This window comes from Streptomyces sp. NBC_00568 (genome assembly GCF_026341855.1).
In the GTDB taxonomy this organism is placed as follows: Bacteria; Actinomycetota; Actinomycetes; order Streptomycetales; family Streptomycetaceae; genus Streptomyces.
This window is the reverse complement of sequence record NZ_JAPENW010000001.1, coordinates 1,483,938-1,496,239: the sequence shown is the minus strand read 5'-3', so window position 1 is coordinate 1,496,239 and position 12,302 is coordinate 1,483,938. Positions and strand designations below refer to the sequence as shown.

Annotated in this window: 10 protein-coding genes; 5 read left to right on the top strand and 5 right to left on the bottom strand. The window is 69.3% G+C overall.

Annotated features, from left to right (window positions below; genetic code table 11):
• The first annotated feature begins 66 nt into the window (after positions 1-66).
• The 4 genes from OOK38_RS06200 to OOK38_RS06185 all read left to right on the top strand — a co-directional run bounded on the left by OOK38_RS06200 (position 67) and on the right by OOK38_RS06185 (position 4,293).
• Entirely contained in the window at positions 67-1,041 is a 975-nt protein-coding gene (locus OOK38_RS06200) for a tetratricopeptide repeat protein (protein ID WP_266762904.1), read from the top strand.
• Between the two features lie 620 nt (positions 1,042-1,661).
• Positions 1,662-2,297, top strand: a complete 636-nt coding sequence (locus OOK38_RS06195) for a DUF6230 family protein (RefSeq protein ID WP_266762906.1) — start codon at positions 1,662-1,664, stop codon at positions 2,295-2,297.
• Between the two features lie 117 nt (positions 2,298-2,414).
• Positions 2,415-2,993: a DUF6114 domain-containing protein gene (locus OOK38_RS06190; protein WP_266762908.1), complete on the top strand. Its 579-nt coding sequence runs from the start codon at positions 2,415-2,417 to the stop codon at positions 2,991-2,993.
• The gene (locus OOK38_RS06185) at positions 2,983-4,293 is read left to right on the top strand and encodes a hypothetical protein (protein WP_266762910.1); all 1,311 of its coding nucleotides are present in this window, start codon (positions 2,983-2,985) and stop codon (positions 4,291-4,293) included. Before OOK38_RS06190 ends, OOK38_RS06185 begins: the two co-directional genes overlap by 11 nt.
• An 89-nt stretch (positions 4,294-4,382) precedes the next feature.
• Here OOK38_RS06185 and pyk read toward each other — a convergent pair whose 3' ends face one another.
• The 3 genes from pyk to pta all read right to left on the bottom strand — a co-directional run bounded on the left by pyk (position 4,383) and on the right by pta (position 9,259).
• The gene (pyk, locus tag OOK38_RS06180) at positions 4,383-5,813 is read right to left on the bottom strand and encodes a pyruvate kinase (protein WP_266762912.1); all 1,431 of its coding nucleotides are present in this window, start codon (positions 5,811-5,813) and stop codon (positions 4,383-4,385) included.
• Positions 5,814-5,909: 96 nt separating this feature from the next.
• A complete protein-coding gene (locus OOK38_RS06175; RefSeq protein ID WP_323178784.1) occupies positions 5,910-7,172 on the bottom strand; it encodes an acetate kinase in 1,263 nt (420 codons plus the stop codon).
• Complete coding sequence (pta, locus tag OOK38_RS06170; protein ID WP_266762914.1) at positions 7,169-9,259, bottom strand: phosphate acetyltransferase; 2,091 nt, start codon at positions 9,257-9,259, stop codon at positions 7,169-7,171. The genes OOK38_RS06175 and pta overlap by 4 nt, the downstream gene beginning before the upstream one ends.
• A gap of 255 nt (positions 9,260-9,514) precedes the next feature.
• Between pta and OOK38_RS06165 the strand changes: the two genes are divergently transcribed.
• On the top strand, positions 9,515-10,540 hold the full coding sequence (locus OOK38_RS06165; protein WP_266762916.1) for an ATP-dependent 6-phosphofructokinase: 1,026 nt from the start codon (positions 9,515-9,517) through the stop codon (positions 10,538-10,540).
• 81 nt (positions 10,541-10,621) lie between these two features.
• Here OOK38_RS06165 and OOK38_RS06160 read toward each other — a convergent pair whose 3' ends face one another.
• Positions 10,622-11,251 carry a helix-turn-helix transcriptional regulator gene (locus OOK38_RS06160; protein ID WP_266765857.1) on the bottom strand — a complete coding sequence of 210 codons (630 nt, stop codon included), beginning with the start codon at positions 11,249-11,251 and terminating at the stop codon, positions 10,622-10,624.
• 195 nt (positions 11,252-11,446) lie between these two features.
• Positions 11,447-12,301 (bottom strand): carbohydrate ABC transporter permease, encoded by an 855-nt coding sequence (locus OOK38_RS06155; protein ID WP_266762918.1) that lies wholly within the window; start codon positions 12,299-12,301, stop codon positions 11,447-11,449.
• Position 12,302 lies beyond the last annotated feature (1 nt).

The following is a 12,302-nucleotide window of genomic DNA, read 5'->3' as shown; positions in this document are numbered from 1 at the left end:
GGCCTGACACGGCTTGGCTTTCACAACGCTTTTCACACGTGCGCGAGGAAGGGGGAGGATGTACTCATGCAGCCACGGAACATGTCCATGAGCGGAGTCGTCGACCTCGCCGCGGTGAAGGCGGCCCAGGAGGCCAAGTCGAAGGCGGAGCAGTCGCGCGCCGAAGCGGCCAGGCAGGGCGGCGGAGGCGGGGCCGTGACTCCCGCGAGCCTTGTCATCGACGTCGACGAGGCGGGATTCGAGCAGGATGTCCTGCAGCGCTCCACCGAAGTGCCGGTCGTCATCGACTTCTGGGCCGAGTGGTGCGAGCCCTGCAAGCAGCTGAGCCCGGTCCTGGAGCGGCTGGCCGTCGAGTACAACGGGCGGTTCGTGCTCGCCAAGATCGACGTCGACGCCAATCAGATGCTGATGCAGCAGTTCGGGGTCCAGGGGATTCCGGCCGTTTTCGCGGTGGTGGCCGGTCAGGCCCTGCCGCTCTTCCAGGGGGCCGCCGCCGAGGCGCAGATCCGCGGGACCCTCGACCAGCTCGTGCAGGTCGCCGAGCAGCGCTTCGGCCTGACCGGCCTGACGGTCGAGGGGGACGCCGAGCCGGTCGGGGCCACCGAGCCCGAGATGCCGGCCGGACCGTACGACGCGCTGCTGGAGGCCGCCGTGCAGGCGCTGGACGCGGGCGACTTCGGCGGTGCCGTCCAGGCCTACAAGAACGTCCTGGCCGACGACCCGGGCAACACGGAGGCCAAACTGGGCCTGGCTCAGGCCGAGTTGCTCCATCGGGTGCAGGGTCTCGATCCGCAGCAGGTGCGCAAGGACGCCGCCGAGAAGCCCGGTGACGTGCGGGCGCAGATCGCGGGAGCCGACCTGGACCTGGTCGGAGGCCATGTCGAGGACGCCTTCGGGCGGCTCATCGACACGGTGCGGCGCACGGCGGGCGACGACCGGGACGCCGTACGGCTCCGGCTGTTGGAGCTCTTCGAGGTGGTCGGGGCCGACGACCCGCGCGTTGTCGCGGCGCGCAGGGCACTGGCCAGGGCGCTGTTCTGACCTGTCCCTAAACGCCAGGGCCTGTGATGCCCAGGTGAAAGATTGGCTGACAGAGGGGCAAGTGGCCGCGCTTTACCAAAACTTGGTAAACGCGGCCGCTGTTACTCGTAGTAAGTCGAGGGCGTTGAACTGTCTGGTTCCGTCCGGCATTCATCCGTTGTGTCACCCCTCGTGGCACCACCCTGCGTCGCCACCCGATACCGGCGGGTCGTAGTTCGGTTATCCCGCCGTTACTAGCCAGTAACGAACCCCCTTGTGCGCGCGGCGAGAATGCACCACGATCGGCGACGCTCGGTCCATTCCCGCACCCCCGACAGCCAATCGGGTCGGCGGACTTTCTGGGTCCCCACCGAGTAGGGCCGACGGCAGTGCGGTCGGTTCTTGGACAGGGGGGTCTTTGCCGTCCGGCAGAGCCTGTCCAGCAGGTTGTGCGTGATGTGTGTCAGGCGCGACCAGTGGTTGTCGCTCGGGGGTGATCGCCGGTGATTCAGGTGCAATCGCACTTTTGGGTACAGGCGCTCTCCTTCCCGAGGACGTAGCACTTCTCCCATCCCTGCCCGGCTGAGCCGCCGCAACGTGGCAGTCAGGGCCAGGAGATGTACGTCCGAGAAGGAGGAAATATGGAGTCCCAGGTGCGTGGCGGAACCAGATGGAAGCGGTTCGCGGTCGTGATGGTGCCCAGCGTGGCCGCGACGGCTGCGATAGGTGTCGCCCTCGCGCAGGGCGCTCTGGCCGCGTCGTTCAGCGTCTCGGGCCAGTCGTTCAAGGTGTCGGCGGACAAGCTCGACGGTACTGGCTTCTCCCAGTACGGGGCGATCGACACCGGTTACACCCTCAAGGGTGACAAGACGGCTCACCCCGTCGCGGTCTCGGCGTTCAAGAGCGCCAAGATCACCAACATGTGTCAGTCGGTCGTCACCCCGGACGTCCCGTTCTTCGGTTCCGTCAGCCTCGTGCTGAAGGCCGGCGGCAACGGTACGCCGGTCGAGGCTGACAACCTGTACATCGACGTCGAGGACCTCGAGGCCAACGCGACGTTCCGCGGCATCGACATCGGTGTCGCCGCCAAGGACACCACCAAGGGTCCGGGCATGAAGGGCGGCGGCGAGCAGGCCAACCCCTACGGGTTCGCCCAGCAGGCCGAGTCGGCCACGCTGACCGACGTGAAGCAGACGGCGTGGGCGACCACCGCCGGCACGTTCAAGCTCAGCGGTCTGAAGATGTCGGTCAAGGCCGGCGTCAAGGAGTGCTACTAAGCACCCCTGGGGCGGGCGAGGAGGCTCAGGCCGCTTCGCCCGCCCCGCTCCGCACGCCGTACGCGGAGCACTCAACGCGTACTTCTCACAGCAAAGCCGTTCCAGGGAGCTGTTTCCATGAGCGCCGAGACTCCTGCCGCGCCCGGCCAGAACGATGAGCACTATCTTCAGGTGTTCCGGCGGAACTTCCGCAACTGGAGGAGCGACCGCCCGTTCTGGGCCGGTCTGTTCATCGTGTTCGGCGGTTTTCCGATCGCCTACTTCCCGTACGCGAACCTTCAGCTCGGTCACCTGACGCTGGCGATGTCCACCACCGCCGGCGCCGGTTCCCTGATCATCGGCGTACTCCTCATCGTCCTCGGGATCAGCCTCTGGTTCCAGAAGCACGTACGGACGTTCGCGGGTGTCGCGGCGATCCTCCTCGCTCTGGTGTCCCTCCCGGTGTCCAACCTGGGCGGATTCCTGGTCGGCTTCCTGTTCGCCATGATCGGCGGAGCCATGGCGGTCTCCTGGGTTCCGGGCGAGCCCGCCGAGGAGCTCGTCGCGCCGGAGTCTCTCGACGAGGGAGACGAGCCGGCCGACCCGGCGGCTCAGCCCGTCGACTTCGGCAAGCCGGCGGACGCTGTGGGCGACCCGAACGATCTGTCAGGAACGAGCCCGACCAACGGGGCGAACGGGAGGCACAGTGCCGGCTGACGAGGTGACCCACGGGACTGATGTGGACGAGTCCCGTGTGAGAACCGGGCCGCGACACGCGGCCCCCAGGAAGCCGCTGTTCACCAGGTTCCAGATGCCTGCCGGCAAGGCGATAGCCATAGCGGCGATGCCGACGGCGGTGCTCATGGGAATGGGCCTCACCCCGACACTCGCCCAGGCCGAGGACCACTCCACGTCCAGGAGTCTCACGGCCGACGAGTACCAGGCGTGCGTCGAGGCCGTGACCGGCTCCGAGGACGACAAGGACGCGTCGGACACGGCGTCGCCCTCCGCCTCGGCGAGCGCGAGCGAGTCGTCCGACGAGGCCACACCGACTCCTTCCGCGTCGTCGGCCTCCGCGGAGCCGGGCAAGGACTCTTCGCCGGATTCAGGTTCCGACGACAAGGCCGAGCCCACCCCCTCCGCGTCGTCCTCCTCCGCGAGCACGTCGGACAAGGCGGCGGACAGCGCGGCCACACCGGCCCCCTCGGCGTCGGAGAGCAGCAAGAACCCGCTCGACCCGCTGGGCGTCGGCGACGCCATCAAGGACATCCTCACGCCCGACGAGACGGCGAGCGCCACACCCACGCCGTCCGCCTCGGCGAGCGCGAGCGAGGACACGGCCGCGTCCGACGGCGAGAGCGCCTCGGACACCGTCAAGGACACGACCGACAAGGCCGTCGACACCGTCGAGAAGACCGTCAAGGACACCACCGACGCGGCCTCGAAGGCGGCCTCGGACACCACCGAGACGGTCAAGGAGGCGGCGGCCGACGCGGTCACCGCCACGCCCAGCCCCTCCGCGAGCGCCACCACGGACGCCTCGGACTGCCCGGTCGCGACCGACGACGAGGGCGGCGTCGACAACCCGGTCACCCTGCCCGACGACCCCTGGTACCTCAACGCCAGCTCCCTGCTCCTCAAGGGCGCCGACTACCAGGGCATCGTCAAGGTGAAGACGGCCAACGGCACCGTCAAGAAGGTGCTGAAGTACGTCATCTCCGACGGCACCGACATCGGGGACCTGCACCAGACGGTGGACGACAAGCAGGCCGGCAAGACCTACCACGTGCAGGCCGGCGCGGGCACGACGTCCACCATCCGTGACGGCAAGACGATCATGTACACGGAGAGCATCTCCGGGAACCTGCTCGGGCTCATCCCGGTCACGTTCGACCCGGAGAACCCGCCGCCGCTGAACATTCCGCTGATCTACTTCACCAAGGTGAAGGTCGTTCAGGCCGGTCAGTTCGGCGGCACCCTGACCGTCCCCGGACTGCACCAGTACACGACCGGCTGAGTCGTCCAGATCCCGTCCGGGAGCCGCACAAGACGCTGAGGGCGCCCCCTGTTCACAGGGGGCGCCCTCAGCGGCGTACGGCAGGGGGATCAGGCGCGGTCGGCCTCGCCCAGGTGGTGCACCCGGACCATGTTGGTGGTGCCGGGGACCCCGGGGGGCGAACCGGCGGTCATCACGACGACATCGCCCTCGTTGAACCGCTTGAGCTTCTGCAGCTCGTGGTCGACCAGTTCGACCATCTCGTCGGTGCTGTTCACGAACGGCACGACGTGCGACTCGACGCCCCAGCTCAGCGTGAGCTGGTTGCGGGTGCCCTCGTCCGTGGTGAACGCCAGGATCGGCTGCGAGGCGCGGTAGCGGGAGAGCCGGCGGGCGGTGTCACCGGACTTGGTGAAGGCCACCAGACCCTTGCCGCCGAGGAAGTCGGCGATCTCGCAGGCGGCACGGGCGACCGAACCGCCCTGCGTGCGCGGCTTCTTGCCCGGGACCAGCGGCTGCAGGCCCTTGGAGAGGAGCTCCTCCTCGGCCGCGACGACGATCTTCGACATCGTCTTCACGGTCTCGATCGGGTACGCGCCCACGCTGGACTCGGCCGACAGCATGACCGCGTCCGCACCGTCCAGGATCGCGTTGGCCACGTCGGAGGCCTCGGCGCGCGTCGGACGGGAGTTGGTGATCATCGACTCCATCATCTGGGTCGCGACGATCACCGGCTTGGCGTTGCGGCGGCACAGCTCCACGAGGCGCTTCTGCACCATCGGGACCCGCTCCAGCGGGTACTCGACGGCGAGGTCGCCACGGGCCACCATGACGGCGTCGAACGCCGCGACGACGCCCTCCATGTTGTCGACCGCCTGCGGCTTCTCCACCTTGGCGATGACGGGGACGCGGCGGCCCTCCTCGTCCATCACCTTGTGGACGTCGTTCACGTCGTTGGCGTCGCGCACGAAGGACAGCGCCACCATGTCGCAGCCCATCCGCAGGGCGAAGCGCAGGTCCTCGACGTCCTTCTCCGACAGCGCCGGCACGTTCACGGCCGCGCCGGGCAGGTTGATGCCCTTGTGGTCGGAGATCACGCCGCCCTCGATGACGACCGTCTTGACTCGCGGGCCGTCGATCTCGACGACGCGCAGCTCGACGTTGCCGTCGTTGATGAGGATCTGGTCGCCCTTGGAGACGTCACCGGGCAGACCCTTGTAGGTCGTGCCACAGATCTGCTTGTCACCCGGCACGTCCTCGGCCGTGATGACGAACTCGTCGCCACGCTCCAGCTCGACGGGGCCTTCGGCGAAGGTCTCCAGGCGGATCTTCGGGCCCTGCAGGTCGGCGAGCACACCGATGGCGACACCGGTCTCGGCCGAGGCGGCCCGGACACGGTCGTAACGGCCCTGGTGCTCGGCGTGGGAACCGTGGCTGAAATTGAAACGAGCCACATTCATGCCAGCCTGGATCAGGGCGACCAGCTTCTCGTGGGAGTCGACCGCGGGGCCGAGAGTACAGACGATTTTCGAACGGCGCATGGGGCGATCCTATCGGTTTGTTTCGCTACGGAATATTCCGTCTGGTGGAAGATACAAATGGGCGGGCGGCCGCTCAGGCGTGGCTCTCCGGCCCGCTCAGCCGGTGCCCTTTCCGACCAGCGCATACGTCTGTGTGGCGATCTCCAGTTCCTCGTCCGTCGGCACCACGGCGACCGCGACCCGCGCGTACGGCGGTGAGATGAGCCGGGGCTCACCGCCGCGCACGGCGTTCAGGTCGCCGTCGACCGCGAGCCCCAGTTCCTCCAGGCCCGCGATCGCGGCCTCGCGCACCGGGGCGGCGTTCTCGCCCACTCCGGCGGTGAAGGCGACGGCGTCCACCCGGCCGAGGACCGCGTAGTAGGCGCCGATGTACTTCTTCAGGCGGTGGATGTAGATGTCGAAGGCGAGCCGGGCCCGCTCGTCGCCCTCGTCGACACGGCGGCGGATCTCCCGCATGTCGTTGTCGCCGCACAGACCGATCAGACCGCTCTTCTTGTTGAGCAGAGTGTCGATCTCGTCCGTGGACATTTTGCCAACGCGCTCCAAATGGAAGATGACGGCCGGATCCACGTCGCCGGAGCGTGTTCCCATCACCAGCCCCTCCAGAGGTGTGAGTCCCATCGAGGTGTCCACGCACCGCCCGCCCCTGACCGCCGACGCCGAGGCCCCGTTGCCCAGGTGCAGGACGATGACGTTGACCTCCTCGGGCGCCTTGCCGAGGAGCTCGGCGGTCGCGCGGGAGACATAGGCGTGCGAGGTGCCGTGGAAGCCGTACCGGCGGATGCGGTGCTCGTCGGCGGTCGCCACGTCGATCGCGTAGCGCGCGGCCGACTCCGGCATCGTCGTGTGGAACGCGGTGTCGAAGACCGCCACCTGGGGGAGGTCGGGGCGCAGCACCATCGCGGTGCGGATGCCGGTGAGGTTCGCCGGGTTGTGCAGCGGCGCCACCGGGATCAGCCGCTCGATCTCGGCGAGGACCGTCTCGTCGATCACCGTCGGTTCGGTGAAGGACCTCCCGCCGTGCACCACCCGGTGGCCGATCGCGGCCAGCTCGGGGGAGTCCAGGCCGAGTCCGTCCACCGCCAGCTCCGCGGCCACCGCCTTCAGCGCGGCCTCGTGGTCGGCGAACTCGGCGTCCCTCTCGCGGGTCTCACCCGTCGTCAGCGCGGTGTGCCGCAGCAGAGAGGTTCCCTCACCGATGCGCTCCACCAGACCGACGGCGAGCCGTGAGCTGTCGCGCATGTCGAGCAGCTGGTACTTCACCGACGAGGAACCGGAGTTGAGGACGAGGACACGCGTGGCCTGCGGGGAGCCGGGCTCGTCCGGCAGGGCGGTGGCGGGGGACGGGTGGGCGCTCACTGCTGGGAAGCCTTCTGGTCGGGGGTCTGGGACTGGATCGCCGTGATGGCGACCGTGTTGACGATGTCCTGGACGAGCGCGCCGCGGGACAGGTCGTTGACGGGCTTGCGCAGCCCCTGGAGCACCGGGCCGACGGCGATCGCGCCGGCCGAACGCTGCACGGCCTTGTACGTGTTGTTGCCGGTGTTGAGGTCGGGGAAGATCAGCACGGACGCCTGTCCGGCGACCTCCGACCCCGGCAGCTTGGTCGCCGCGACCGAGGGCTCGACGGCGGCGTCGTACTGGATGGGCCCCTCGATCCGCAGGTCGCCGCGGCGCAGCCGCACCAGCTCGGTCGCCTCGCGCACCTTGTCGACGTCGGCGCCCGAACCCGAGGTGCCCGTGGAGTACGACAGCATCGCGATCCGCGGCTCCACGCCGAACTGCTCCGCGGTGGCGGCCGACTGGATGGCGATGTCGCAGAGCTGCTCGGCGTTCGGGTCCGGGTTCACCGCGCAGTCGCCGTAGACCAGGACCTTGTCGGCCAGGCACATGAAGAAGACGGACGAGACGATCTTCGAGTCCGGCCGGGTCTTGATGATCTCGAACGCGGGCCGGATGGTCGCGGCCGTGGAGTGCACGGCCCCCGACACCATGCCGTCGGCCAGGCCCTCCTGCACCATGAGCGTCCCGAAGTAGTTCACGTCCGCGACGACGTCGTAGGCCAGCTCGACCGTGACTCCCTTGTGGGCGCGGAGCTGGGCGTACTGCTCGGCGAAGGAGTCCCGCAGCGGGGAGGTCTGCGGGTCGACGATCTGGGTGGCGCTGATGTCGATACCGAGGTCGGCGGCCTTCTTGCGGATCTGGTCGACCGGGCCGAGCAGGGTCAGATCGCAGACACCCCGGCGCAGCAGCACCTCGGCGGCGTGCAGGACGCGCTCCTCGGTGCCCTCGGGCAGCACGACACGGCGCCGGTCGGAGCGGGCCTGCTCCAGCAGCTTGTGCTCGAACATCATCGGGGTGAGCCGGTCGCTGCTCGGCGCGGAGACCCGCTTCAGCAGGTCGCTGGTGTCCACATGCCGCTCGAAGAGGCCGAGCGCGGTCTCCGCCTTGCGGGGCGTCGCCGCGTTCAGCTTGCCCTCCATGGCGAACAGCGCGGTCGCCGTGGGGAAGGAGTTCCCGGCCACCGAGACGACCGGGGTGCCGGGCGCGAGGCGGGCCGCCAGCGTCAGGATCTCGCTGCTGGGCCGCTCGTCCAGGGTGAGCAGGATGCCGGCTATGGGCGGGGTGCCGGCGCTGTGCGCGGCGAGCGTGCCGATCACCAGGTCGGCGCGGTCCCCCGGGGTGACCACGAGACATCCCGGGGTCAGCGCCCGCAGGAAGTTCGGCAGCATCGCGCCGCCGAAGACGAAGTCGAGCGCGTCACGGGCGAGCCCCGCGTCGTCGCCGAGGAGCACCTCGCCGCCGAGCGCGTGGGTGATCTGCGCGACGGTGGGAGCGGAGAGCGCGGGCTCGTCCGGCAGGACGTAACAGGGCACCGGGAGACGGGAGTCGAGCCGCTCCAGGATCTCCGTCCGGTCCTCCGGGGCCACCCGGTTCACCACCATGGCGAGGACGTCGCACCCCAGCCCGTCGTAGGCGCGGTAGGCGTTGCGCGTCTCGGAGCGCACCGACTCGGCATTCTGGCCCCGGCCGCCGACCACTGGGATCACGGACGCGGCGAACTCGTTCGCCAGGCGGGCGTTGAGCGCCAGCTCGTCGGGGACCTGGGTGCCGGCGAAGTCGGTGCCGAGGACAAGGACGACGTCGTAGTCGCGGGCGACCAGGTGGAACCGGTCGACGAGCGTGGACACCAGTTCGTCGGTGCCCTGCTCGGCCTGGAGCGCGGACGCCTCGTGGAAGTCCATGCCGTACACCGTCGCCGGGTCCTGCGTCAGCCGGTAGCGGGCCCGCAGCAGCTCGAAGAGCCGGTCCGGACCGTCGTGCACGAGCGGACGGAACACCCCCACCCGGTCGACCTGGCGGGTCAGGAGCTCCATGACCCCCAGCTCGACGACCTGGCGGCCGTCACCTCGGTCGATCCCGGTCACGTACACGCTGCGCGTCACGCGTGCTCTCCATCCGTCTCGTCGCCAGGCGGTTTTCTGGGCTCGGAAAAGGGCCCACCAACGTGAGCAGAACCCTCTTGACAATACCTCCGGCGCTGGCTAGGACGCCCGCCAGGGCAAACCTCCTGGTCGGGCGGGAGCGGCGTTCCGGCCCGCCCGGCGGACGCCCGGCGGAGGGAATCGGCGGGCCACCTCGGGCCATGAAACAATCGGACTGGCTCACACGAATCAGCAGGGAGCAGGAGACACAGCACGATGCGCATCGGAGTTCTCACCGCAGGCGGCGACTGCCCTGGCCTGAACGCAGTGATCCGGTCGGTCGTGCACCGAGCGGTCACCAACTTCGGGGACGAGGTCATCGGCTTCGAGGACGGCTACGCCGGGCTCCTCGACGGCCACTACCGCACCCTCGACCTCAACGCCGTCAGCGGCATCCTCGCCCGCGGCGGCACCATCCTCGGCTCCTCCCGGCTGCAGCGCGACCGGCTCCGCGAGGCCTGCGACAACGCGCAGGACATGGCCCGCGAGTTCGGCATCGACGTACTCATCCCGATCGGCGGCGAGGGCACGCTCACGGCGGCCCGGATGCTGGCGGATGCGGGCCTGCCCGTGGTCGGCGTGCCGAAGACCATCGACAACGACATCTCCGCGACGGACCGCACCTTCGGCTTCGACACCGCCGTCGGCGTCGCCACGGAGGCCATGGACCGTCTGAAGACCACGGCCGAGTCGCACCAGCGTGTGATGGTCGTCGAGGTCATGGGCCGGCACGCGGGCTGGATCGCCCTGGAGTCCGGCATGGCGGCCGGCGCCCACGGCATCTGCCTGCCCGAGCGTCCCTTCGACCCCGCCGATCTCGTCGCGATGGTCGAGGAGCGCTTCGCGCGCGGCAAGCGGTTCGCCGTCATCTGCGTCGCCGAGGGCGCCCACCCCGCCGAGGGCACCATGGACTACGGCCACGGCGCGATCGACCAGTTCGGCCACGAGCGCTTCCAGGGCATCGGCACCGCCCTCGCCTACGAGCTGGAGCGCCGCCTCGGCAAGGAGGCCAAGCCGGTCATTCTCGGCCACGTCCAGCGCGGCGGCTCCCCGACCGCGTACGACCGTGTCCTCGCCACCCGCTTCGGCTGGCACGCCGTCGAGGCCGCGCACCGCGGCGACTTCGGCAGGATGACCGCGCTGCGCGGCACGGACATCGAGATGGTGCCGCTCGCGGACGCGACCACCGAGCTGAAGACGGTGCCGAAGGACCGGATGGACGAGGCGGAGTCGGTCTTCTAGTCCCCTCGGGGGCGAGGCCCCGGCCGGACGCCGTGGCCGTGGTCCGACGCCCGGCCGGGCGTCGGACCACGGGCCCCGCGCTCAGTACGTACTTCTGTGGACCGTCGACCAGAAGTGGTCGACGACCCGGTCGAGGTACTCCCGGCCGGACTCGCCGGAACCGGTCGCGGCCGAACCGCCGCCCCAGTTCAGCGTCGCCACCATCTGCCCCTGGTAGTCGGTGTGCATCTCCTCCAGCGCGGTCTCCAGGAGGTTCCGGTCCAGGGGCACCACCTTCGAGACCGGGCGCACATAGGCCTGCCAGCGCGTCGTCACGGCACTGCGCAGCAGGTCGCCGAGCCGCGCGTCGCGGCCCGTCACGGTGATGAAGTCGGGCAGCGAGAGTTCGAGAACATCGGCGAGCGCGGTGGACTGCCGCTCGTTGCCGCGCCAGGTTCCGGCCTCCTCCATCCGCTGGTAGGCGAGGAGTTCGAGCCCGACTGCGCGTGCCACGTCCTCCTGAGCGAGATCGCGGGCGACGCGGTGTTCGCGCAAGGTGCGCGGGGCGCCTATGAGTTCACCCGGTGAGCACCACAACACGCCTGCGAGGGCAGTGAGTTCAGGGCTGCTCGGCGCGGTGACGCCGCGCTCCCAGGCGGTGACGAGATCGGGTGTGACGTACGGCAGCCCGTACGAGGCTCTCAGTCCGTACGCGACATGCTCGGGCCCCATTCCGAGCGCTGCCCGCAGTCTCCGGGCGGCGGGGGCGTTGAACGGCGGGGTGGGCTGTTGGGCTTGCGGTCGGTGCACGCGCACAAAGTATGGGTCCGGGGCAGCGGTGACTACGGTCTGTTCGGCCACAATCACAGATTGTAGGAACATACGGTTTCGGCCTCGGCCCTGAATTCGCCCTGCCGGAAACGGTGCTCACCCCTTGACGGCCCCGCCGAGGGCGAACCCCCCGCCCAGCCGCCGGGCCACCAGCACGTACAGCAGGATCACAGGCGTCGAGTAGATCACCGAGAACGCCGCCAGCTGCCCGTAGACCACCGATCCCCGGTTCCCGAAGAACTCGTTGATGCTCACCGACGCCGGCATCTGGTCCGGGGTGAGCAGCAGCATGAACGGGACGAAGAAGTTCCCCCACATCATCACGAAGGAGAAGACCGTCACCACGGCCACGCCCGGGCCCATCAGCGGCAGCACGATCCGTACCAGGGACTGCAGCGACGACGCCCCGTCCGTCCAGGCCGCCTCCTCCAGCTCCTTCGGTACGCCGTCCATGAAGTTCTTCATCAGCCAGATGGCGAAGGGCAGTTGAGAGGCGGCGAAGAAGAAGACCGTGCCCTGCACGGTGTCGATCAGATTCACCCGCACGAACAGGGCGTACACCGGCACCATGATCGCCGTGATCGGCAGGCTCGTCGCGAAGAGGATCGTCAGCAGGAAGGGGCGGTTCAATCGCGACCGGAAGCGGGAGAGGGGATAGGCCGCGAGGGCCGCGCACACCACCGTCAGGGCGGTGCCGCCGCCGCACAGGATCAGACTGTTCAGCAGGGGCGTGAAGGTGATGTCCGGTTTCAGTACGGCGTCGAAGTTCGACAGCGTCACCCCGTCCGGCACCTTCACCCTCAGGTCCGCGTGCGCGTCCAGGGAGGACAGGACCACCCAGGCCAGCGGGAGCACGAACGCCGCCGCCACCGCCAGCAGGCCCGCGTCCGCGGCCAGGCGCCGTCCCGAGCGGCGGGACCGGAGCGTCGCGCCGCGTGTCGGTACGGCCATC